The sequence below is a fragment of the Persicimonas caeni genome (assembly GCF_006517175.1).
Classification (GTDB): domain Bacteria; phylum Myxococcota_A; class Bradymonadia; order Bradymonadales; family Bradymonadaceae; genus Persicimonas; species Persicimonas caeni.
Map to the genome: position 1 here is coordinate 5,644,749 of NZ_CP041186.1, position 22,722 is coordinate 5,667,470.

The 22,722-nt window shown below is 65.7% G+C and carries 15 protein-coding genes, 2 tRNA genes and 1 pseudogene; 8 read left to right on the top strand and 10 right to left on the bottom strand.

The features are described from left to right. Positions 1–6,123, bottom strand: coding sequence for an IPT/TIG domain-containing protein (locus FIV42_RS20815; protein WP_141199558.1), 6,123 nt, complete (start codon positions 6,121–6,123; stop codon positions 1–3). 339 nt (positions 6,124–6,462) lie between these two features. Here FIV42_RS20815 and FIV42_RS20820 point away from each other — a divergent pair, with 339 nt between their 5' ends. The 7 genes from FIV42_RS20820 to FIV42_RS30285 all read left to right on the top strand — a co-directional run bounded on the left by FIV42_RS20820 (position 6,463) and on the right by FIV42_RS30285 (position 15,660). After that, positions 6,463–6,837 carry a response regulator gene (locus FIV42_RS20820; protein WP_141199559.1) on the top strand — a complete coding sequence of 125 codons (375 nt, stop codon included), beginning with the start codon at positions 6,463–6,465 and terminating at the stop codon, positions 6,835–6,837. Between the two features lie 12 nt (positions 6,838–6,849). Further along, positions 6,850–9,828, top strand: a complete 2,979-nt coding sequence (locus tag FIV42_RS20825; RefSeq protein WP_141199560.1) for a hybrid sensor histidine kinase/response regulator — start codon at positions 6,850–6,852, stop codon at positions 9,826–9,828. A gap of 26 nt (positions 9,829–9,854) precedes the next feature. After that, complete coding sequence (locus tag FIV42_RS20830) at positions 9,855–10,532, top strand: YceI family protein (protein WP_141199561.1); 678 nt, start codon at positions 9,855–9,857, stop codon at positions 10,530–10,532. A gap of 738 nt (positions 10,533–11,270) precedes the next feature. Then, the gene (locus FIV42_RS20840; protein WP_168210818.1) at positions 11,271–12,173 is read left to right on the top strand and encodes a hypothetical protein; all 903 of its coding nucleotides are present in this window, start codon (positions 11,271–11,273) and stop codon (positions 12,171–12,173) included. A 1,216-nt stretch (positions 12,174–13,389) separates the two neighbouring features. After that, a complete protein-coding gene (gene zigA, locus FIV42_RS20845; protein ID WP_141199564.1) occupies positions 13,390–14,622 on the top strand; it encodes a zinc metallochaperone GTPase ZigA in 1,233 nt (410 codons plus the stop codon). Between the two features lie 54 nt (positions 14,623–14,676). Continuing rightward, the gene (locus FIV42_RS20850) at positions 14,677–15,345 is read left to right on the top strand and encodes a DUF1826 domain-containing protein (RefSeq protein WP_141199565.1); all 669 of its coding nucleotides are present in this window, start codon (positions 14,677–14,679) and stop codon (positions 15,343–15,345) included. Between the two features lie 144 nt (positions 15,346–15,489). Then, positions 15,490–15,660, top strand: a complete 171-nt coding sequence (locus tag FIV42_RS30285) for a hypothetical protein (protein ID WP_168210819.1) — start codon at positions 15,490–15,492, stop codon at positions 15,658–15,660. 50 nt (positions 15,661–15,710) lie between these two features. Here the strand turns inward: FIV42_RS30285 and FIV42_RS31550 are convergent, their stop codons facing one another. The 9 genes and pseudogenes from FIV42_RS31550 to FIV42_RS20895 form a co-directional block, all read right to left on the bottom strand. Beyond that, on the bottom strand, positions 15,711–16,082 hold the full coding sequence (locus tag FIV42_RS31550) for a GTP-binding protein (protein ID WP_141201374.1): 372 nt from the start codon (positions 16,080–16,082) through the stop codon (positions 15,711–15,713). A gap of 177 nt (positions 16,083–16,259) precedes the next feature. Further along, positions 16,260–16,439: pseudogene (locus FIV42_RS31555) on the bottom strand (GTP-binding protein); the annotation flags it as partial. Positions 16,440–16,476: 37 nt separating this feature from the next. After that, the gene (locus FIV42_RS20865; protein WP_141199566.1) at positions 16,477–16,893 is read right to left on the bottom strand and encodes a MerC domain-containing protein; all 417 of its coding nucleotides are present in this window, start codon (positions 16,891–16,893) and stop codon (positions 16,477–16,479) included. Between the two features lie 198 nt (positions 16,894–17,091). Next, positions 17,092–17,463 (bottom strand): Fur family transcriptional regulator, encoded by a 372-nt coding sequence (locus tag FIV42_RS20870; protein WP_141199567.1) that lies wholly within the window; start codon positions 17,461–17,463, stop codon positions 17,092–17,094. Positions 17,464–17,545: 82 nt separating this feature from the next. Next, the gene (locus FIV42_RS20875; protein ID WP_141199568.1) at positions 17,546–18,286 is read right to left on the bottom strand and encodes a ZIP family metal transporter; all 741 of its coding nucleotides are present in this window, start codon (positions 18,284–18,286) and stop codon (positions 17,546–17,548) included. Positions 18,287–18,306: 20 nt separating this feature from the next. Further along, positions 18,307–20,223 (bottom strand): permease, encoded by a 1,917-nt coding sequence (locus FIV42_RS20880; protein WP_141199569.1) that lies wholly within the window; start codon positions 20,221–20,223, stop codon positions 18,307–18,309. Between the two features lie 13 nt (positions 20,224–20,236). Continuing rightward, positions 20,237–21,154: a metal ABC transporter substrate-binding protein gene (locus tag FIV42_RS20885; protein ID WP_168210820.1), complete on the bottom strand. Its 918-nt coding sequence runs from the start codon at positions 21,152–21,154 to the stop codon at positions 20,237–20,239. A gap of 327 nt (positions 21,155–21,481) precedes the next feature. Continuing rightward, a tRNA-Val gene (locus tag FIV42_RS20890) sits at positions 21,482–21,553 on the bottom strand. Between the two features lie 40 nt (positions 21,554–21,593). Further along, positions 21,594–21,665: transfer RNA gene (locus FIV42_RS20895), tRNA-Val, on the bottom strand. Between the two features lie 124 nt (positions 21,666–21,789). On the opposite strand from FIV42_RS20895, the gene FIV42_RS20900 reads away from it, so the two are divergent. Further along, positions 21,790–22,707, top strand: coding sequence for an SDR family oxidoreductase (locus tag FIV42_RS20900; protein ID WP_168210821.1), 918 nt, complete (start codon positions 21,790–21,792; stop codon positions 22,705–22,707). Positions 22,708–22,722 lie beyond the last annotated feature (15 nt).

The following is a 22,722-nucleotide window of genomic DNA, read 5'->3' on the forward strand; positions in this document are numbered from 1 at the left end:
TTAGGGCGTGCCGCCCAGGACCGAGTAGTCGGTGGTGTCGAGCACGGCTCCGGTGCCGGTGTCGTAGCCACCGGTCAGGTAGAAGAAGCCGTTGTACGACACGTAGCCGGGAAGCGCGCGCAGACGCAGGTTGACCTGCGACAGCGAGTTCCAGCCGACCAGGTCGGGGGCCGTGCAACCCTCGGCGGGGTTGCAGATCTCCGAGGAGTCGGCGGTGGTGTTGGTCGAGCCGGCGTCACCGCCGGCCACGGCGACCGCGTTGTTGGCGATCGCTGCGCCATACTCGGCGCGGCTGCGCTGGTTGTCGTCGACTTGCGTCCACGCGCCCAGTGAGCCGTCGGGGTTGACCAACGCCGCTTCGTTGCGACGGGTGACCGTGCCTCCCTGGTCGCCGCCCATCACGTAGACGTATGAGTCGGTGACCAGCGAGTTCTGCGGGGTGGCCGCCAGCGCGGGCATCTTCCAGCGTGCGATGCTCAGCACGTTGGTCGCGTCCTGGGTGACCGGCGAGACTGCCTGGTCACGCGGGCCGTTGACGGTGACTGCGAAGTACTCGTAGTCGCCGAAGACGCTGGTGCCGTCGCCACCGCCGGCGGCGTACACGAAGTACTGGCCGGGGGTGTCCGGGTCGGGCGCGAACGTCACGCCGTGGTGATAGCGGGCCACGTCGAGCGCCAGCGGGTTGCCCGCCGTGTCGGTGGGCTGGTGCCAGGCGCCCAGCGAGCCGAGCGGCAGGGGCGTGGCGCCCGTGGTGGGCGTGTCCGCGCCGGTGTCGGTGTAGGTGACCGGTCCGCCGTTTTGCGGGGCGGGCACGGTCGCCAGCAGCTCCTCGGTGCCGACGGGCTGGTCGGGGGTGGCCGTTCGGTACACGCGGTACTCGACCGCGTCGGGGAACGACGCCCAGGTCAGCTCGACCTTGAGGAAGTTGAGCGGGATGCTCACCGGCTGCGGCTCGCTGGCCAGGGTCTCACCGCCGGGGTTGTGGGCTGCGCTCGTGTCGAGCACCGCCGAGACCCGGTAGTAATAGGTACCCGGGTCGTTACCCACGATGCCCTCGCCGAAGCCAAGCTCCAGGTTGGTGATCTCGGGCACGTCGAGCGGGTCGAGCACGTTGGCGCGAATGACCTTCGTGGTCGCTCCGTTGGGACCTTCGTAGCCGCCGACGGCGTAGATGAAGTCGTCGACACGCACCGCCTCGGTGTGGGTCAGACCCACGGGCAGCTCGTTTTGAGCCACGTTGAGGTTGTACGGCTTGGGCATCGTCCACCAGGCGGTGGGGTTGCCGAAGCGGTCGAGCTGGCTTGCCTCCATCGAGGTCAGCGCGTTGGCGCTCGCGCCGTCATCGCCGCCGAAGGCGTAGATGAACTTGGCGCGCCTGGACGGCTGGCCGCTCGACATGAGCGGGTCGCGTCGGGCGGTGACCAGGTTCGGGCCGGCCTGGAAGCTCACGAAGTTGCCGGCCGGGTTGAACACGGTGACCGGCGAGTACTCCGCGTAGGTGCCGTCGTTGCCGTTGGTGACCACGATGTAGCACGACGACAGGTGCGACAGCGGGTTGGTGTCCACGGTCACGTCGATCGTGGTGGTGGTGAAGCCCACGCGGGTGATCGGCGCGGCGGTGGTCGTCGTGCCGTCGTTGCAGAACGCCTCGACGGTCGGGTCGCGGAAGTTGTCTCCCTCGATGGTGACCGGAAGCGCGGCTTCGCCGGTGGGCCAGGAGCCCGGGGTGACCGTGTCGACCAGGGGCGGCGGATCTTGGGTGATCTCGAAGGCGCCCAGGGCCGGGTCGTTCGGGTCGGTCAACAGGCCGACGGTGCCGTCGGGGTTGACCACGATGACGTCGTACTGACCCACGGGCATGCCGGTGGGCACGATGCCGTTGAGCTCGGTGGCGTCGACGAATTGCAGGGCGCTCAGCTCGGTGGCCAAGGTCGTCGGCCCGGCGTTGACCGGGTTGATGTAGACGCGCGGGGTGGCCGCGAACTGCACCTGGCCCTGCGGAGCGGGGTCGGTGGCGGTCACGGTGACGCCCGTCGAGCTGCTCGTCCAGCCAAAGGGCGGGTCGATGTTGTCGACGGCGACGGTCAACTCGTCGGTGACGGTGAGCAGGTCGTTGCCGGTGCCTGCGCAGTTGACGTCGTCGGTGACCGTGATGTCGAAGACGTCCGAGGTACTACCCTGCGCCAAGATGCCCGCGGGGATGGTCGCCTGGACGACGTTGGGGGTGTTCGGGTCGAAGTTGATGGCGACCGAGGTCGCGTTGCCCTGGCTGTCGGTGATGGTCACATCCGAGATGCTGCCACCCTCGAGGCCGGACAGGTAGACCTTCACCTGGGTGTTGATGCCGTTGTAGGCCACCGGCGGGTCGACGTAGAAGACCTGCGGGCCGGCCACGACCGTGATCGGCTGGCTGAAGTCCGACGAGCACGTCGACGGGTTGGTCACCGTCAGGGTGCGGTCGCCGGGGGGAAGCCCCGAGGTCCAGGTGGCCGTCGCCGAGGTCGACGAGGTGACCGTGACCGTGTCGGCGTCGATGCCGGCGATGTCGACGGTCATGCCTTGCTCGAAGTTCTGGCCGTCGATCTGGACGCTGCCACCGTCGCGGCAGATGCGCAGCGGGGTGACCGCGGTCACGATCGGGGCGGGCTCGACGGGAAGCGTGAAGCTCGTGGGCTGGCCACAGTCGGCCGGCGCCGGGTTCTGCAGCTCGAAGAGCATGTCGACGTCGCGCTCGCTCGAGGGGACCTCGACGGTCAACTCGGTGCAGCTTTCGACGGCGTAGGTCGGGTTGGTCACGCTCGTGCAGTTGGCCGTGCCGGTGACGATGGCGGCCACGCCGTTGACGGTGACGGTGGGGTTGGTGCTGTCGATGACCAGGAAGTTGGTGCCGGTCAGCGTCACGCTGCCGCTTCCCTGGAAGGCGGTGTCGTTCGAGCAGACCAGGTCGGGCTGCGCGGCGGTGATCGTCGGGGCGCCGGCTTCGACCACGGGCGCGGTGCTGCTCGACGGACAGTCGAGCGGGCCCGGGTTGATGACGCTGGCGTCGTAAGTGCCGCTGGTCAGGTCGGCTTCGGGGACGGTGACCGTCAGGCTCGTGCAGCTCTCCACGCGCGCGGTCGCCGTGGTGCACGTCGAGGTGTCGACGGTGGCCGTGTAGGTGGCCGTGCCGATCTGGACCTGCGGGGCGTTGCCGTCGACGACGAAGAAGTTGCTGCCGTCGATGGTCAGCTCGGTGCCGCCTTGCTGGTCGCAGTACAGCGACGGGTTGACCGCGCTGACCTGAGCGACGCCGAAGACGTCGACGTCCGTGGTGCTACCCGAGGCGCAGCCGCCGCCACCGGGGTTGGTGACTTCGATGGCCTGCGCGCCCTCGGCGAGGGTGCCTGCGCTGGCCAGGACTTCGAGCTCGGTGCACGTCTCGATGGCGGTGCCGGTCACGACCGTGCAGCCGTTCGCCGCGGTCGTCTGCACCGAGGTGCCGCCGATGGTGACCGTGGGCAGCTCGCCGGTGGCCGTCTTGGCAAAACCGGTGCCTGCGATGGTCAGGGTGGTGTCGGCGGTCTCGTTACACGCGATCGCTTCGGTCACGCCGCTGACCGTGGGCGGCGCGAGCGCCACCAGGCTGGTCGAGTCGGTCGAGTTGCAGCCGACCGGGCTCGGGTTGGCCACTCCGACCACGTGCGTGCCCGTCGAGATGTCCGACGCAGGGATGTCGAGCGTCAGTCGCGAGCAGTTGTAGACGGTGTTGGCCGTCACGCTCGTGAGTTGGGTGCAGTCGTTGGTGGTGTCGGCGGTGGCGGTGTGGGCCACGCCGTCGACCGTAACCGTCGGGGTGGTGCCGTCGAAGACGATGAAGTCTTGGCCGGTCACTTCGACCGAGCCGCCGGCGTCCGAGCAGATCGGGTTGGGCTGGATGGCCGCAACCGTCGGGGCCGGGTGGATGGTCAGGTCGGCGGTGTTCGTCGAGGTGCACGCGGCGCTGTCGGGGTTGACCACCGACACCTGGACCACGCCCGGAGCGATGTCGTCCTGCGGGACGGTGAAGCTCAGGCTCGTGCAGGTGTCGACGCTGCGGCCGTTGACCGTGGCGTTGGTGCAGCTCGAGGTGTCGACGGTGGCCGCATAGGTCTTGCCTGCGACCTGTACGGAGGGCTGAGCGCCGTCGATGACCAGGAAGTCGGCGCCGTCGACCACAAAGCTCTTCTCGCCCTGGGCCACACACGCGATCTCTTCGGTGATGCCGTTGACCGTCGGCGGGGGCACGATGTTCAGGTTGCCCTCGGTCGACGAGCAGTTGGCTTCCAGCGGGTTGGTCACGCTCACGGCGTGGTCGCCGGCGGCCAGATCACCCTGCGGGATGACCACCTCGAGGGTGGTGCAGATGCGCGTGGGGCGCTGCAGGCCGTCGTCCTGGAGCGGCGCGTCGGTGCAGTTGCCGATATTGGCCGCGTCGTAGACGTTGCCGCCGATGGTCACCGTGGGCCAGTGGGCCGTGTTGGTGTCGTCGGTGATCTCCAGGAAGTTCTCGCCCTCGACGAGCATGGTGTTGTCGCCGTCGGCGGTGCAGATGGGCTGCGGGGTGATGTTGGTGAACGTCGGCGGGCCGGCCACGTAGTACTGGACGTCCTCGGTGCTCGAGCACGCCGCCGTCTCCGGGTTGATGACGGTGATGGCGTGGTTGGTGTCCGGGTCGACCGCGGCGGTCGGAAGCGTGACGGTCAGCGTGTCGCACGACTCGACGCTCTCGGCGGTCGGGTCGCCGTCGGTCTGCTCGACCGCGGTGCAGTCGCTCAGCGCGTCGGCGTCGTAGGTGTTCGGGCCGATCTGGACCTGCGGCAGCGTGCCGTCGATGTTCAGGAAGCCGAAGCCGGTGACCGTGACGGTCTTCGACTCTTCGGCCACGCAGCTCGGCTCGGGCTGGGCGTCGGTGACCGACGGGGGCGGAACCACCGTCAGCGACAGCGCCTCGGTGCTCGAGCAGCCTGCGGGCTGCGGGTTCTCGACGACCACGTCGAGCTCGGCGGAGCGCTCGCCGTCGCCGATGGCGGCCTGATGGTCGTCGGCCGCGATGGCGAAGGTCAGCTCGGTGCAGCGCTCGGCGGTCTGGTTGACCAGCCCTTCGATGGGCTCGCAGCCGCTGGCGTCGCTCGCCGTGTAGGCGGTGTCGCCCACGGTGACGGTGGGCATGGCCACGTTGCCGTCGGCGTCGGTCACGCGGATGAAGTTCTCACCCGAGACGCTCATGTCGGCGTACTCGTTTTGCTCCGAGCAGATGGGCTCGGAGTTGACGTCGGTGACCGTGGGCGGCGCGACCACGAGGAAGCCGGCGGTGTCTTCTTCGGGCTTGCTCGAGCAGGCGGCCGGCTCGATGTTGTTGACGGTGACCTGCTGCTGGCCCGGCTCGAAGTCGCCCTCGGCGACCGTGATCGTCAGGCTCTTGCAGACCTGGTGGGTGCCGAACGCGCTCGAGAGCAGCTCGCGGCAGTCGTTGGCCTCGTCAATCTCGTAGGTCTTGTCGCCGATGGAGACGGTGGGCGTCTCGCTGTCGCTGACCAGGAAGTGATCGCCCTGGACCTCGACGCTGCGCTCGCCCTGGGCGACGCAGGCCATGTCGGGGATGACCCCGGTGACCGTCGGGCGCGGCAGTACGCCGAAGGCGCCCTCGGCGGTCGCCGACTCCCCGTTGGGGTTGGTGATCGTGACGTCGAAGCTGCCCCGAGGAAGGTCGAGGTCGGGGTCGATGTAAAAGGCCAGCGTGTTGCTGTCGATCCACTTGACGTGGGACTCGTCAGCGATATCGCTCGCCTCGAGCGTCTTGGTATACACGGTCTCGGTCGTCAGTTCGTCGCCCTCGATGGTGGCGCTGCGGGTCAGCGTCACCGTCGGGAAATCGACCGATGGGTCGTTGAGTGAGTCGACGACCAGGGGACTGAACTCTTCGCCGGATACGGTGATCCAGCTCTCGACTTGTTCGTTGCAGACGAATCCCGGATCGAACGTCGGCGCCAGCGTATCTCCTGCTGGCACGCTCGGTGCGGGACCCTCTACCTCCTCGGCACAGCCGGACAGCCCTATGAGCAGGGCCGTGGCCAGTGCGAGGGAACCTCGTACATCGCGAAACATCAAACTCCTCCTTACGGCGACAACGTTGAAGACGGTCTGACTGTGTTCTTGTTACCTTCAGTATACAGACCGATGGTGCACCAAATTGTATGGTTGCTAGACATTCTGCTGTTTATATTACGCAGATGAGCGGGGATCGCTCAACCGTGGAAGGATAAAAAATCGTATGCGCTTAGAATACACCTCCGCGTTCCCTCGAAGTACCTTCGATGTTCGACCTATGTCGTGTCGGACCCATATTTCAGACGGATGGGCTGGCGGCGATGACGACGCCGTCGAACACCTTCGACAGCCCCCCTGCTCGCAAAGGGAAGTATCCCTGCATTTGGTGTAACGACGATGTCCCATTCCTCCCAAAACCGAAGCAGCTCGCCCGTGCTTCTCATCGAGGATGACAACACTCTGCGCGAGAGCCTCGAGATGCTCTTGGAGCTCAAGGGCTACGAGGTCATCGCAGCGCGCAACGGCAAGGAAGGCTTGCAGCTGCTCGAGGAGCACGGCGAGGTGTGCCTGATCGTGCTCGACTGGATGATGCCGGTGATGAGCGGGCGCGACTTCCTCGACGTCGTCTCCGAGCACGAGGCGTTCGGCCATATCCCGGTGATCGTCGTCTCCGGGTTTGCCGGCTTCGATAAGACCCTTCCTGTCGACTACCTGTCGAAGCCGATCGATACGGCCGCGCTCATTTCCAAGATACGTACTCAGTGCAGCTAGGCGGGCCCAGTCATGGATCGAAGCTCCGACAGTTCGGGCTCGGATGAGCCACGCAGTTTTCTTGTCGGCGGCGGGGAGATGGCCGAGCTCATCGCCCAGAAGGACTGGTCCGAGACGCCGCTGGGGCCCATCTCCCAGTGGCCGACCACCCTCAAGAACGCCGTCTCGTTGTGCCTGGCGTCGACCTTTCCGGCCACGGTCATGTGGGGCGAGGAACTCGTCTACGTCTACAACGACGCCTATCGCGCCATCCTCGGGCCGGCCAAGCACCCCCAGGCGCTCGGGCGCACCCAGCACGAAAACTTCCCGGAGATTCGCGACTTCACCGAGCCGCTCTTCAACCGCATCTGGCGCACCGGCGAGGGCGAGCTCTACGAAGACCTGTTGGTGCTGCTGCAGCGCGAGGAGGGCTTCGCCGAAGAGGTCTACGTGACCGCCGACCACGCGCCCATCCACGACCCGTCGGGCGAGCGCGTCGGGATCTTCCACGCGCTGCTCGAGACGACCGGCGCGGTGGTCGGCGCGCGGCGCCTGGAGACGTTGTCGGCGTTGGGCGAGCAGACCTCGCAGGCCGGGGGCGTCGCCGAGGTCTGCGAGGTGGCGACCGAGGTGCTCGCCGACAATCGCCAGGACGTGCCCTTTGCGCTGCTCTACCTGGTCGACGAGGCCCAGACGGCGGCGTCGTTGCAGGCGACGCTCGGCGTCGAGGCCGGGTCCGCTGCCGCGCCGCGCCGCATCTCCTTCGACGCCCGGGACGATCCCTGGCACATCGCTCGCGCCGTGGACGAGCGCGCCACCCAGCATCTCGACACCACCGACTACGCCGCGCTCCCCGATGAGCCCTGGTCCGAAGCACCCAACGAGGCGCTCGCGCTGCCCATCAGTTCGGCGTCGGGCGACTCGATCGGGGCGGTCCTCGTCGCCGGGGTCAGCCCTCGGCGGCGCCTGTCGAACCAATATCGCGACTTCTTCGAGCTGGTGGCGCGCCAGTTGGGCACCGCCATCGCCTCGGCCCACGCCCTCGAGGAGGAGCGAAAGCGCGCCGAGATGCTCGCAGAGCTGCACCGCGCCAAGAACACCTTCTTTAGTAATATCAGCCACGAGTTTCGCACCCCGCTCACGTTGATGCTCGGGCCGCTCGAGGACGCCCTGAACGACGCGCAGGCCCCGCTGCCCGACGCCCAGCGCGACCGCGTCGACCTCGCCCGGCGCAACGCCGAGCGGCTGCGCAAATTGGCGAATACCTTGCTCGACTTCTCGCGCATCGAAGCCGGGCGCGTCGAGGCGCAATTCGAGCCGACGGACCTGGGGGCGTTCACCGCCGACTTGGCCAGCAGCTTTCGCTCGGCGGTCGAGAAGGCCGGCCTCTACTTGGAGGTCGCCTATCCCGACGACGGCGAGCCCGCCTGGGTCGACCGGCGCATGTGGGAGAAGATCGTGCTCAACCTGTTGTCGAACGCCGTCAAGTTCACCTTCGAAGGGGGCATCGAGGTCGAGCTTGGCTGCGAGGAGGGTCGCTGGACCCTGGAGGTGCGCGACACGGGCACGGGCATTCCGGCCGGCGAGGTCCCGCGGCTCTTCGAGCGCTTCCACCAGGTGCAGGGCGCCCAATCGCGTACCCACGAGGGCTCGGGCATCGGGCTGTCGCTGGTCGCCGAGCTCGCCAAGCTGCACGGGGGCCGGGTCGAGGTCGAGAGTGAAGAGGGCCAGGGGAGCACCTTTCGGGTCGTGTTGCCTGCGGGCAAGGAGCACCTGCCGGCCGAGCAGGTCGCGAGCGAGCCCGACGTCGCGCCGGTGCACGGCGAGACCACCGACGAGATCGCGCGCCAGTTCACCGAAGAGGCCGAATTGTGGAGCCGAACCGACGAGCGCGAGGCCCCGGGGGAGGTGGCCTCCGAGCCCCTGGAGGCGATTCTCGTCGTCGACGACAACCCCGACATGCGCCGCTATATCGCCAATTTGCTGCGTCCCCACTGGCCGGTGCTCACCGCCGGCGACGGCGAGGAGGCGCTGCGGCTCATCGACGAGGCGCCTCCGGCGCTCGTGTTGAGCGACGTGATGATGCCGAAGATGGACGGCTTCGAGCTGCTCGCAAGGCTCCGCGAGCACCCCATGTTGGCGCAGACGCCGGTGATCTTGTTGTCGGCGCGCTCCGGCGAGGAGTCGGTCGTCGAGGGGCTCGAGCGCGGCGCGGACGACTACCTCGAAAAGCCGTTTTCGGCCGCCGAGCTGCTGGCGCGAGTGCGCACCCACCTCGAGCTGTCCCAGTTGCGCCGCGACTTCGAGGCCGAGCGCGAAGCCTCGCGAGCCCGCGACGAGTTCATGCAGCTCGTCGCCCACGAACTGCGCACGCCCCTGAGCTCCCTGCGCTTGCAGCACGAGCTGCTCGACGAGCTGAGCTCGCGCGACGATCTGGCGGATTTGCCGCCCAAGATGCTCCAGAAGGTCGCCTCGCGCGCCGGCACCCAGGTCGAGCGCATCTCGAAGCGCGTCCAAGACCTGCTCGACATGTCGAGCATCGTCCACCGCGGCCTGGAGCTCGACCGCGCCGAGACCGACCTCGCCGCGCTCGCCGCCGAGGTCGTCGCGAGCTTCGAGCTCGAGGCACGACAAGCCGGCAGCGAGCTCACCCTCGACGCTCCCGAACCGGTGGTCGGAGACTGGGACGCCGATCGCCTCGACCAGGTGCTGACCAACCTCATCGACAACGCGCTGACCTACGGCGAGGGCGAGCCGGTCCGCGTCCAGGTGACGCAAGAGCAGGGCGAGGCGGTGGTGCGCGTCATCGACCGGGGCATCGGCGTCAGTCAGGCCGACCAGGACCTGATCTTCGAGCGGTTTGGCCGCGCCGTGCCCACCGAGCACTACGGCGGGCTGGGCCTCGGCCTGTATATCTCGTGCGAGATCGCCCAGGCGCACGACGGCACCATCGAGGTCGACAGCGCCGAAGGGGAGGGGAGCACCTTTACGGTGCGTTTGCCCAATGACTAACCGAGGATTGCGACGACGAGGAGATCATGGGTGAGCAGACGACGAGTTGGGTCGGCCGGGGGCTGGCAGCAGTGCTGTGCCTCGGCTTTCACGCGACGGCCATCGCCCAAGAGAGGGCCGGGGACACCTACACGATTTCGAAGGACGACAGCCTGCTCTACGTGCAGATCTACAATGACCCGGACACCCTCGGGTCGCGCTTCGCGCACAACCACGTGATTCGCGCCGGCGGGTTCGACGGCCAGGTGCGCTTCGACGCGCAGCGGCCGCGAAGCTGCGAACTCGCCCTGCGCGTGCCGGCGCGCGAGTTGGTCGTCGACGAGGCGTGGCTTCGCGAGCAGGTGGGCTACGACAAGAGCATCGGCGACGACGACCGCAAGGAGGTGCGCGGCTCGATGCTCGACGAGGGGCAGTTGAACGCAGCCGAGCACCCGGTGATCGAGCTTCGCGCGAGTGATTGCCGACCCGTCGGGGAAAGCGACGTCTACGAGGTCCGCCTGACCGTCGAGGTGCGCGGCGAGGCGGCCACTCGCCGGGTGCGCGTGCAGATGCAGACCGACGGAGACGAGTTGACCGCACGCAGCGCCTTCAACATGGAGCACGCCGACTTCGGCATGGAGCCGTACTCGGCCCTCTTGGGCGCGGTCAAAAACGCCGAGCCCATTCGGTTCGTCGCACGCATCGTCGCGAAGCGCGGCGAGTGAGCGCAAAAGACCACCAAAGGCCAAATCGAGCGTCGACTCGGCCCGCGTGCGCGCACCAACCCCGCGCTCGTTCGCCAACTTGGCCTCCTCGACAGCACCAAACCCGCGCTGGTCCGCCAGGACGCACTTGTTTCCGGAACCAACCCCGCGCTGGCCGAGCAGAACGCACTTGTTTCTGGAACCAACCCCGCGCTGGCCGAGCAGAACGCACTTGTTTCCGGAACCAACCCCGTTCTGCTCGGCCAGCTCGCCTTTGTGAGCCTCACAAACGCCAACCCGCGGGCCAGCGCGGGGTTGGTTGGCGAACCAAGCGCCCACCCAAAAACCAGCGCCGGCTTGGTTCCAGCGCGCGCGCCAACCCGCGGGCCAGCGCGGGGTTGGTTGGCGAACCAAGTGGCTTTGGCCGGGGGCAGGTCCTTGTTCGGTGCGTGGGCATCTTGCCCTCGCAAGCGAGAGCTGGAAGCACTCGCACCGAAAGCGCGCGAATCGTTCGGTGCGTGGGCATCTTGCCCTCGTAAGCGAGAGCTGGAAGCGCTCGCACCGAAAGCGCGCGAATCGTTCGGTGCGTGGGCATCTTGCCCTCGTAAGCGAGAGCTGGAAGCACTCGCACCGAAAGGCGGAAGATGGCCGTACGCCCCTACAACCAGCGCTGGAACCGCCGCCTCCAGTGACGGCGACCTTTTGCGTGGTAACATGGTGTCTGACACCATGTTAGCGGTTCCATGAGATGAGGCTGCGATGCGTCCGTTCGAACATACAGATTTCTGCCGGAGCGTGTGGCTTCTGGCTTTGCTGAGCCTTCCTGCCGGCCTCGGATGTGACAAGCCGACGGAGCCGGCCGAGCCTGCGACGCGAGCCGAGGCGCCGCAGGCGCCGCCGGCGACCGACGAGTCGGCCGCGCCTGGCGAGGCCGACGGGGCCGCCCCGAAGCCGACGGAGCCAACGAAAAACAAGCCGCCGAAAAACAAGCCACGCGACCCGCTCGGGGCGCTGTTGGGCGCGATTTGCGACGCCGGCGAAGCCACCGAAAAGGGCTGCAAGGCGTGTCCGGAGTTCACGCTACAGAAGGATGACGACCAGCCCTTCCGGCTCGTGGCGAGTGCCGGCGTCAAGCTCACCTCACCGACCGCTCGAGAGCGGTTGGTCACGTTCCAGGGGTGCACGACTCACTCGGCCAATGACCGCTGGACGGTGTTGGTCGCCAGGCGCGGCGACCGATGGCGGCGAATCACCGAGCTGGCCAATACCGACGTCGACGAGTGCGAGCGCCTCGCGAACGCGGACGGCCGGGAGATGGTCGCCTGCGTGCGTCGAGACGCGGCGCGTGGCACCAACACAACAGGCGTGCATGCGCTGATCGGCCGGTCCGGCGGAGAGGTCTCGACGAAGATGCTCACCTCCGTCGAAGGCAGCCCCGGCAAGTGTCAGCAGGGGACCTACCGACTCGACGAACTTCGCGACGTCTACGGAGAAGATGCCGACGGCGATGGGGACGACGACCTGCATGTCACGATCGACAAACGCAATGGCCGGGTCCCCGACCACCTCGAGAGCACCTGCTCGCAAGGGTTTTATGCGCCTCGCGACGCGGAGCGGTTTGTGTTCGTGAACGAGGGAAATGAGTTGAAGTGCTGCCGTTGACGCCGCCCGCCGACATCGAACGCCGCCGTAACACGATGACTGACACCATCTGGGCGGAGCTAGGTGTGCCAGCTTTAGTTGAAGGCCTTGCTGGTTAGTGACGCCCGCTATAATCGGCACCCTGAACGACGGGCGCAAACTACGATTTTGGGGCGGACGAGCTGTGGCTGCCGAGCGAGACGGTCGTATGGACGACGAGCCACGTGGCTTATCGGCAATTTGCACCGCCACGCAGATGCGCCGCGAATCGTCCGCCCCTGCAACCAGCGCTGGAAGCGCTGCCTCCAGTGACGGCGACCTTGTGCGACAGCCTCGGGATACCGCGCCCGCGACCGCGACCGCGCCCCGTCGTTTGAGTTGCAGGGCGTTCGGGGGACGGCGCGAAACGAGCGGGCAGAGCGACCGCATTGCAGGTGAAAGACGGGTCGCGGTCGCGGGCAGGGGCGCGGTCGCGGAGTGTCGCCCGAAACACGATGACTGACACCATTCGGGCGCAATGATCGAGTTGCGGGTATCCTTCGCAGCTCGATGAGGCAGCCGCCCCACCGGGCTTGTCCCAGTGGACGGAAAGCCTGAAAGCTAGATGCGTGCCGCCTCCCCCCATGGCGCGCGCAGCGCGCCGAGTCGACGGCCGATCACGGACACGGTCACGGTCACGGTCAAGGTCTCGGCGACGTCCCCTGACTTGCGTAGTGTGCTTCGGCGCGCGAATTGTTCGGTGCGTGGGCATCTTGCCCTCGTCAGCGAGAGTTGGAAGCGCTCGCACCGAAAGCGCGCGAATTGTTCGGTGCGTGGGCATCTTGCCCTCGTTGCAAGGCCGTACGCTCCTGCAACCAGCGCTGGAAGCGCTGCCTCCAATGACGGCGACCTCGTGCGACAGCCTCGAGAAGACCGCGGTCGCGGGCAGGGGCGCGGTCGCGGCAGGGCGGCAGTATGGACGACGAGCCACGTGGCTTATATGCGCATTGCACCGCCACGCAGGTGTGCCGCGAATCGTCCGCCCCGAAATGGCCGTACCGCGAGGGCGTGTAGCTGAGGGTGACGGGCGAGTGGTAATGATAGCTCGTTATTGACAGTTTCGAGGGTGAGTTGTATCCGTGTGGCGATAATGGGATCTCAATAGCGCTCGGGTGACTGCGTCCAGGTGGGCTGAGTTGTCTCACCGAGCCGTTGTCCATTCAGATCCGCCAGCTTACCGACCTCACGGAGATACGAGATGACCTCAACCCAAGAGAACCGTTTGCCCGTCACCGTCCTGTCCGGCTTTTTGGGCGCCGGCAAGACCACATTGCTCAACCACGTGCTCAACAACCGCGAGGGCTTGCGTGTGGCCGTCATCGTCAACGACATGAGCGAGGTCAACATCGACGCCCAGCTCGTCGAGGAGGGGGGCGCGCAGTTGAGCCGTACCGACGAGGAACTCGTCGAGATGTCCAACGGGTGCATCTGCTGCACCTTGCGCGAGGATCTGCTCGCCGAAGTCTCCCGCCTCGCCCAGGAGGGGCGCTTCGACTACCTGCTCATCGAGTCGACGGGCATCTCCGAGCCGCTTCCGGTCGCCCAGACCTTCACGTTCCGCGACGAGGAGGGGATCAGCCTGGGAGACGTCGCCCGGCTCGACACGATGGTGACCATGATCGACGCCAAGAACTTCTTGGAGGATTACCAGTCGCGCGACTTCCTCGAGGACCGCGACATGAGCGCCGGCGAAGGCGACGACCGCACCCTGGTCGACCTGTTGATCGATCAGGTCGAGTTTGCCGACGTCATCATCGTCAACAAGACCGACCTGGTCGACGCCGACCAGATCGACTTGCTCGAGGGCGTGCTCGACAAGCTCAATCCGAGAGCGAAGAAGCTTCGCGCCCAGTTCGGCAAGGTAGCACTGGGAGAGGTCCTGGACACCGGCCTCTTCGACATGGACGAGGCAATGCAGGCGCCCGGCTGGTACCAGGAGCTCGAGGGGAATCACACCCCCGAGACCGAAGAGTACGGCATCTCGAGCTTTGTCTACCGGGCGCACCGACCCTTCCACCCACAGCGGCTGCGCTTGTGGCTAAGCACACGCTGGGAGGGGGTCATTCGCTCGAAGGGCCACTTCTGGCTGGCCAGCCGGATGATCGCCGCCTTTTCCTGGTCCCAGGCCGGCGCCGCAACCCGTGTGGCGCTCGCCGGGGCTTGGTGGGCGGCTACCGACCGTTCGCAGTGGCCCCAGGAGCCCGAGATTCGCGCCATCATCGACGGCAATTGGGAAGAGCCCTTCGGCGATCGGCGCCAGGAGTTGGTGCTCATCGGCGTGGACATGGACGAGGAGCTCTTGCGCCAGGGCTTCGACGCCTGCCTGTTGAGCGACCGCGAGATGACAGAAGGCCCGGCCGCGTGGGCGAACTACGACGATCCCTTCGAGGGATTCGAGCTGCCCGAGAGCCATCCGAGCGCGGCCGAGTGACCCGGCGGTTCATCGGAATGACAGACCATCACCCAACCGCAGGAGAGACCTGTGATGAGCACGCTCGCCAAAAGACTACGAGGAGCAGACGAACCGGAAGGTTCTCATTTTTTCACTGATACCGCCGAAGAGCTGTCACGGATCGGCGATTCCGAAGTCGACGTCGCCATCTGGAGACGTCAGATGGACCCGGCTCTGCGTGAGGCGCTCGACGCGTTCGTCGCCGACTATCCGGCGTTCAACGTACGGGGGAAGATCTCGCGGCGCAGCCCGGATTTGTCAGAGTTCACCGCCCACTTCGAGCAGACCGCGTTGGCCGATTCCGTCGCTGAGGAATTGGAGGCGTTGGTCGAGCGATTCGCCGCCTTGAGCGATGCGCACGAGTTCGAGGCGCGCCTCGAGCTGACGAACCAGCAAAACTGCCCGAAGTTTCACGTCGACCACGTCCACCTCAGGCTTCTGTGCACCCTGGCCGGTCCGGGCACCGAGTGGGTGGCTCGCGAGGACGTGCGCGAGATTCGCCGGCAGTCAACGTGCCGCGATCACCTGCACGCCCCGGCGCACACGATCCGGTGGGCCGAAGCCGGGGATGTCGTCGTGCTGAAGGGACGGCTTGGTAGTCCGTCACGCTCGCGCGACGACTGGTCGCTGCACCGCTCCCCGCAGTTGAAGGCGGGGGAGGCGCGGTTGGTTTTCAAGGTGACCGCCGGCCGTCTGCGCTGAGGAGCAGCCGAGGTAGCCTCCGGCAGGTCGCTTCATGACGCTGCCGAGGCTCAAGCTGGACGCCACATTGTTCGAGCCTCGTCTGGTTTACTCGGGGATGCACTGCGTCGAGTCCTCGGGGTCGACGCGGTAGCCCGAATCGCAGTGGCGTTCGTCGTCGTGCAACTCACCGTGGCCGCCGCACTCTGGGTCGGCATCGGCTTGGTCATCGCCGCAGCTCGAGGCGAACGCCAGGGCGAACAGAACGAAGGCGACGAGTACGGGGCGACGAGTACCGGGCGGAGGGTGCGACTGGTACGGATGGACAGCATGTGAAGCTCCTTAGATAGTTGTAGTTAGTGTGTTTCTGCCCGGCGCCGGTAGCCCTAAATTAAGCATTCTTCGAGGCTGGATACGAGCACGTCTTCGTCGAGGTGGCGCCCGATGAAGACCATCTGGCTGCGCCGCGGCGCGTCGCCCCACGGCTGGTCGGAGCGAGCTTCGAAGAGCTTGTGGACGCCTTGAAAGACCATTCGCGTGTCCATTCCGTCGACGGCAACGATGCCCTTCATCCGAAAGATGTGGGCGCCGTTTAGCATCAGGAAGTAGCGGAGCCATCGCTGCAGCTTCTCCCCATGGAAGGCGCGGTCCCATTCAAAGGCAACCGAACTTACTTGGTCGTCGTGCTCGTGAGCGGACCGGTAGTGGTGCTGGTTGCTCCACTCGACGAGCTGGTCGTCCGGATCGCACAACACCATCGCAAAGTCCCGGGGGGCGCGCTCGGCGAAGATGGCGAGCCGGCTCGGTTGGGCGATTTCGATGTGGAAGTCCTGAGAATTGCGCCCGAGTCGGAGGCTCCAGTGGGTGTCTCCGGGGGCGAGATGGTGAGCGTGACCCACCGGCTGCTCTGGTTGGCTGTAGAGGCGCGTGGCCTTCTCTTGTCCTTCTTCGATGATCAACGCGTCATCGATGCCGACCTCGCCGAATTCGTTCTCGATGATCGCGATGCGTTTGCCGTGTTCGACGCTCAGAATGCGATTGACGAGAGTCGTCTTCCCGGCGCCCAAGAATCCGGTCACGATGGTCACGGGAGTCTTGTCGAAGGACTTACTCATACGCTCTCCTGCAAGTGTGCGAACCGGCGACAGACGGTCACTGGCGGTGACAGTCTTGGCCGCATTGGTGGCATGCCCACAGGTTTCGCACGTGAGCGGAGGTTAGGAGCACGCCGCCTGCGACAGTCAGGATGGTCTCCCAGTGATGGCCCCCCAGCGCGTGGGCCAGCGGATGCGCGGCGCACAGGCCGAGCAGGCCGGCTGCACCGGCCACAAGCACAAAGAGTTCTTTGTGGCTGCGATAGCCTTTCAGCAGAGCGAAGAGCGCAATTGGCACCACGGTGGCGAGCATGCCCCAATGCACGGCGGGGTGGAGCAATGCGTCACCGATGACCACGGGGAGCAGGGATACGGCGATCGGCAGCACCAGACAGTGTGCGACGCACATGCCGGAGAGCACGATACCCGCCGAGTCGAAAGCTTTCGAAGGAACCAGTTGCGTCGGGTTGGTCATCGGTTTTTGGGTGTTCGGGGTGAGTAAACCGACTTCGAACAAGTCAGTGGCGATAGCTGGTTATCGATAGCGGATTGTGGAGGGAAGGTGGTCGGTTGTCAATAATGCAAGTGCGTTATCGTTAGGGGTTCGGCGGCAGACATACTGCCGCCCGAGAAGGCAGGGTGGCAGTTGATTGTATTAGGGCGAAGAGCCGGGTTAGGCCGCTTTGCAGGTGGGGCAGACGCCGTACATCAGGATTTCGTGGCGCGTAACTTCATAGTCCTCGGGGACGATGGACTTGATGTTGGGGCAGCCGGGGATGTCGAAGACGAGGCCGCACGCGTCGCATTGGAAGTGGTGGTGGTGCTCGAGATCGACCGACTCGTAGCGGCTCGGCTCGCCGGGCAGGTCCACCGGGGTCAGCACGCCCTCGTCAACGAAGGCTTTCAAGTTGCGATACACGGTGGCGATCCCCAAACCCGGAACGTGTTCTTGGGCCAGGTCGAGCACCTCTTGGGCGGTCAGCGGCCGCTTCGCTTCGTCGAAGACCTTCTTCATCGCCTCGCGTTGTTCGGTTCGCCGTTCCATATCGTCTGCTCCTCTTTGTTTCGAGTCCGTATCAGGCGCACGACCCTACCGTGTGGGCCCACGCCCATGCAATGCCCGCTGCTCAGTGTGCGGCGCGTACCAGGTACAACAGGCCGGCGCCAAGGACGAAGGCGGCGAAGCGCTGTAGTGTCTCGGTGAGTTTGTCGGCACGCTTGACCTCGGGAAGTAGATCGGCGCCGGCAATATACAGAAAGTTGCCACAGCCGGCCGCAATCAAGAAGTGGGTGTCGACACTGCCTCCGAGCCACCAGGCGATGGCGCCACCCAGGGGAAATGTCAGCGCTGAGACGAAGTTGTAGACCAGTGCGCGCCGCCGCGAGAATCCGGAGTGGACGATGGCGCCGAAGTCGCCGATCTCTTGAGGAATCTCGTGGAGGGCGGCGGCCGTCCAGGCCGCAATGCCTGCGCTGATGTCGACCAGGAAGATGGCGCCCACGGCCAATCCACCCAGGAAGTTGTGAATTCCGTCGGCGACCAGAAGCAATGGCCCCAGCGGCCGAGTGTGTTCCGAAGGAGGCTTGTGGCAGTGGTGCCACTCGAGCAGCTGGTCGAGTGCAAAGAAGCTGGCAAAGCCAACGATGATCCAAAGGAGCATGTCGAGCTGACCGGCCGGACCTTCGAGGGCGTGCGGGAGCATGTGGAAGAACGCACCGCCCAGTAGGGAGCCGGCAGCAAACGCCACGATGACTTTAAGCCACGCGGCGAGGAGTCGCTCGGGCAAGAGGACGAAGAGCCCACCGATGAGCGCGATGGCCGACATCAGGAAGCCGAAGCCCAGAATCCAGATCAGTGTTGGGTCCATCGCATTAACTCCACATTGTCTCAGCCATGCTCGTGAGCGGTATCGCAATGCCCTTCGAGTTCGTGGTGGTCGTGACCGTGGTCGTGGTCGTGGTCGTGGCCGTGGCCGTGGCTGTGGCCGTGGTCGTGGCCGTGGTCGTGGCCGTGGCAATGGTCGTGATGGTGCTGGTCGTGACCGTGGTCGTGATGGTGGTGAGAGCCAAATTGCAGCACCGTTTGCAGCCAGTCTCTGGGGCCACGACGCAGCAGCGAGACCCCAAAAAGTACAATCGCGACACCCAAGCCGGCCCAGTTCCACCACGCGTCGTGCGCCAGTTCACCCGCGTGTGTCGAGGGAGTCGGTAGGCTCGCCGGGAGCGCCAGGTTGATTGCATAGCCGGCTCCGATGGCCAGTGCGATGACACCCGCGCCGAAGATAGCGGCGATGCGTTTGTCGTGAAGCTTCGAGAGAACACCGAGGGTGGTCACGTTGGTTGCTGGACTTGAGAGTAGGAAGGCGATGGCCGCGCCGGGAGACGCTCCTGCAAAGATCAGTGCTGCTGCCAGCGGCGTGGCTCCCGAGGCGCACACGTACATTGGGAGTCCGAGCGCGGCGAAGACGACCACGTCCAGGCCCGCAGGCAATTGTGCGAGCCAGTCGGGGGTGGCCGTGGCGGTCACGGCGGCCGCGATCACCAGCCCCAACACAATCCAGGGGGCGGTGTCGTCGACCACCTCTCGCAGGCCGAAGTGCAGGGCGCGCTTGGTCTTTTCTGCGCGAGTGCGCTCGGGCTCGTCGCTGCTCTCGAGGTCGTCAGGCCCCTCATGCTGGGCAGGTGTGATGCCGCCGATGACGGCGCCGACGAGCAGGGCGACGACCATGGCGGCGATTAGTCTGGCAATCGTCAGTTCTGCGCCCAGGAGGGGAAACGACAGCATCACCGCGCCGATCTCCAACTCCGGGGTAGCTACCAGGAAGGCCATCGCCGCGGGCACGGGCACTCCCCGACGCACCAGACTCTGGTACAACGGCACAATCCCACACGAGCAGATCGGGATGGGCAGCCCGAAGAGCATGCCGCGTGCAGATTGGCCCCACCGAGAACCGCGGCGAGTCCACGCGAGCGACGCTTGGGGCAAGAAGCCGGCAGCCAAGCCCGCCGGTAGGTAGCCGATGACCAAGGCCGGTGCACTCTGTAAGGCGAGCTCCGCCAGGCTGTGTCCAACTGCACGCATGAACTCGTGATGGGCGTGCCCGGCGTGGTCATGGATTTGGCCGAGGCCGAGGACCAGCCCTGCTCCCGCCACTCCACCGAGGAGCTCGGGAAATTTCCACGTCGTGACGGAGCCCTCCGAGCCACCGTCGTGGTGAACGAGAACGTGGAGCAGGCTTCCGGCCACGAACGCCTGGAACAGCGCGAACCAGACGCCCTGGGTCATTTCGACGGGGCCGTCGGCAAGCCCGAAACCTGCCAGAGTGCCAACGGCGACAAGTCCGAGCACCGCTACCGCGTTTCGGCTGCCGAACTGAGGGCGCACCAGCGCCCAGACGGTCATCCCCACCGGCAGTCGATGCAATGCGACCGCAAGCGCGAGCTCACCGCCGTGCTTGTCGTGTGCTCCATGGGCCAGCACCATGCCGTCGAGCGCCGTGTGGACGATCAGCGCCACGAGGCCGAGCGCCAGCGCGACCTGGTGGGTCCGCTTGGACGCCACACCGGCGAGACGCTCGATCGCGACCGGCCCGAAGACGCCGGCGAGCGCGACGACGAGCGCCAGGCCGCCGGCGACGGCGACGAGTTCGGGGAGCACCACGCCCAGGACGATCGCGCCCACCGAAATCAGGATGAAACTGTCCAGTCCGGCTCGCACACCACGGTGGCCGCTGGAGAACTGGTAGGCGATGGGGCCGACGACGAGCATCGCTAGGCTCGACGCTAAAAAGAGAAGCTCGTTCATGAGACGTGGCGGTCTATTTGTCGAGGGCCTTGTAGATGGCGCTTGCGAGCGCGTTGATGCGGTCGATGTAGGACTTGCCCAGTCGTGTTTGTCCCTGCGAGCTCACAACCTTCGCGCCGGTCTTGTCGGCGATTCGCTCGACGGTGGTCGCCGGGTAGTACTCCATCTTGAGGATGACCGGGATTTCGTCGCGCTCGATCGTCTTGATGACCTCGACGACGTGACGCGGGTTTGGCTCGACGCCAGGTTTGGGCTCGACGGTGGCTACGCGCTCGAGGTCGAGCCAGTCGAGCACATAGATCCAGGCCTCGTGGTAGACCACTACTTCTCGGCGTTCGGCAGGCAACTCGGCAAACTTCTCTTGCCAGTGTTTGTAGGTCTGGAGGCATTCTCTGGCGAATTTGCGCGCCCGCTTTTGGTACGCCGCCTTATTCGCGGGGTCGATCTGGCCCAGGCGCTTACCCAACGCGATGGCGACTCGCGCCATCTGGCGTGGCTCGTAGGTGTAGTGGGGGTTGCCCTCGGGATGGACGTCGCCCATCGAGCGGTCGATCTGTTGCTTGGGGACTTCCTTTCGCTCGATGAACGTCGAGGCGTCGAAGTGGCCGGGTTCGCCGCGCTGGATATCAGGATTGCGCGAGTTCTTGACGAGCATGGGGAGCCAGCCGATCTCGAGAGACATGCCGTTGAGCACCACTAAGTCGGCCTGAGCGACCTCGCGAACGAAGCTCGGCTTGGCGTCGACGTAGTGAGGGTCTTCCTGAGGCCGGGCGAGCAGTTTGACGTCCACATCCTCTCCGCCGACCTCCTCGGCGGCCGCGGCGAGGTCTCCGAGCGTGGCGACAACTTTGACTTTTGCTGCGGCCAGGTCGGGAATCAGTATGACCAGCAGGAGGGCGACCGTGGGCAGAATCATCTTGCGTGCGTTCATAGCGTTGCACCCAGTGTGATTGGGCAGTAGGGCGGTAAGCGAGACAAGGATACGCTCGACCATCATTGACCTCGAACTGCATGTGATGCGTCCGCCGGCGACTCAGAAGCGGATTACTTGGTTATAACGGGAGTGCATTATCATTAGGTTGGTTTGGCATGTGGGGAGGCTTGTGTCAATAGTCGGTTCTCATTAGTGGGGTTGTCGAATTGGACGAAATGCCGTCGTTTTTCGACCAACCCGGCAGCAACTTGTCTTTGTAGGCGATAAGGGTGACAAGAAAGCAAAAACCCCGAAAGCCGTTGCCGGCTTCCGGGGTTTGCGTAGTGGGCGTGCCTGGATTTGAACCAGGGACTTCTTCCGTGTCGGGGAAGCACTCTTCCACTGAGTTACACGCCCTCGTGGGCGCGGCGTTGGAGCCGCGTCCCTATGTTTGCAGTGGGCGTGCCTGGATTTGAACCAGGGACTTCTTCCGTGTCGGGGAAGCACTCTTCCACTGAGTTACACGCCCTCAAGGGACGGCGTTTATAACGGCGCCCCCGGACCAATGCAAGGGAAAAATTGGCAACTTGATGCGAGGCGTCAAGGGCACTAGTAATCAGCGTGTAACGTGGCTCTTTCGAGGACAGAGAAAGATGGTCGAACGCATCGTCATTGTGGGCACCGGATATGTGGGCTTGGAGCTTGCGCGCCAAGCGATCGAGCGCGGGTTTGCGGTCACCGGGACCAGCCGCTCGCCCGAGACGCTGGCCAGGCTCGAGGGGATGGGGGCGACGGGGCTTCGCTTCGACGTGCTCGACGACCCGGTCGAGAAGCTCGCCGAGGTGCTCGACGAGCATGCGGCGGTGGTCTACAGCGTGCCCACCGTCTACCGCGACTACGAGGAGGCCGAGTCGGGCATGCCGCGCCACGTCGAGCCGGTCGATCGCGTGCTGCAGACGTGCGCCGGCGCCGGCGTCGAGCGATTCGTCTACCTGTCGTCGACGTCGGTCTACGGAGATCAGGACGGTGCCTGGGTCGACGAGGGCACCCCGCGCGCGCCGACCTCGCCGTACGGCAAGATGCGTCGGGATATCGAGAATCAGGTGCTCGACTACGACCGCGACATGGCGGTCAATATTGCCCGGTTGGTGGGCATCTACGGGCCGGGGCGCACCATCCTCGAGTACATCAAGTCGGGGCGCTACAAGCTCGTCGACGGCGGCAAGAAGCCGACCAACCGCGTGCACGTCTACGATATCGCCCAGTCGATCTTGGCGATGATCGAGCGCGGCCCGCAGGGCGGTCGGGTCTACAACGTCAGCGACGGCGACCCGCGCACGGTCGCCGAGTTGGTCGATTTTCTGGTGGACCGACTCGGGGTCGAGCGCCCCGAAGAGGTGAGCTTCGAGCAATACGCAAAAACGCGCGGCCCCAATGTGGCCGCGCGCTGGAAAAACACCTACCGCTGCTCCAACAACCGCCTGGTCGACGAGTTGGGCGTGTCGCTGCGATACCCGAACGTGCTCGAGGGGTATCGGGCGATCTTTGGGTTGGGGGAGGAGGGGGACTAAGGGGAACTAAGGGTG

Bases quoted from the DNA above. Each gene is read 5' to 3' on its own strand.
- FIV42_RS20815 (WP_141199558.1), bottom strand. From the start codon at position 6,123: ATGTTTCGCGATGTACGAGGTTCCCTCGCACTGGCCACGGCCCTGCTC.
- FIV42_RS20820 (WP_141199559.1), top strand. From the start codon at position 6,463: ATGTCCCATTCCTCCCAAAACCGAAGCAGCTCGCCCGTGCTTCTCATC.
- FIV42_RS20825 (WP_141199560.1), top strand. From the start codon at position 6,850: ATGGATCGAAGCTCCGACAGTTCGGGCTCGGATGAGCCACGCAGTTTT.
- FIV42_RS20830 (WP_141199561.1), top strand. From the start codon at position 9,855: ATGGGTGAGCAGACGACGAGTTGGGTCGGCCGGGGGCTGGCAGCAGTG.
- FIV42_RS20840 (WP_168210818.1), top strand. From the start codon at position 11,271: ATGCGTCCGTTCGAACATACAGATTTCTGCCGGAGCGTGTGGCTTCTG.
- zigA (WP_141199564.1), top strand. From the start codon at position 13,390: ATGACCTCAACCCAAGAGAACCGTTTGCCCGTCACCGTCCTGTCCGGC.
- FIV42_RS20850 (WP_141199565.1), top strand. From the start codon at position 14,677: ATGAGCACGCTCGCCAAAAGACTACGAGGAGCAGACGAACCGGAAGGT.
- FIV42_RS31550 (WP_141201374.1), bottom strand. From the start codon at position 16,082: ATGGTGTTGTGCGATCCGGACGACCAGCTCGTCGAGTGGAGCAACCAG.
- FIV42_RS20865 (WP_141199566.1), bottom strand. From the start codon at position 16,893: ATGACCAACCCGACGCAACTGGTTCCTTCGAAAGCTTTCGACTCGGCG.
- FIV42_RS20870 (WP_141199567.1), bottom strand. From the start codon at position 17,463: ATGGAACGGCGAACCGAACAACGCGAGGCGATGAAGAAGGTCTTCGAC.
- FIV42_RS20875 (WP_141199568.1), bottom strand. From the start codon at position 18,286: ATGGACCCAACACTGATCTGGATTCTGGGCTTCGGCTTCCTGATGTCG.
- FIV42_RS20880 (WP_141199569.1), bottom strand. From the start codon at position 20,223: ATGAACGAGCTTCTCTTTTTAGCGTCGAGCCTAGCGATGCTCGTCGTC.
- FIV42_RS20885 (WP_168210820.1), bottom strand. From the start codon at position 21,154: ATGAACGCACGCAAGATGATTCTGCCCACGGTCGCCCTCCTGCTGGTC.
- FIV42_RS20900 (WP_168210821.1), top strand. From the start codon at position 21,790: ATGGTCGAACGCATCGTCATTGTGGGCACCGGATATGTGGGCTTGGAG.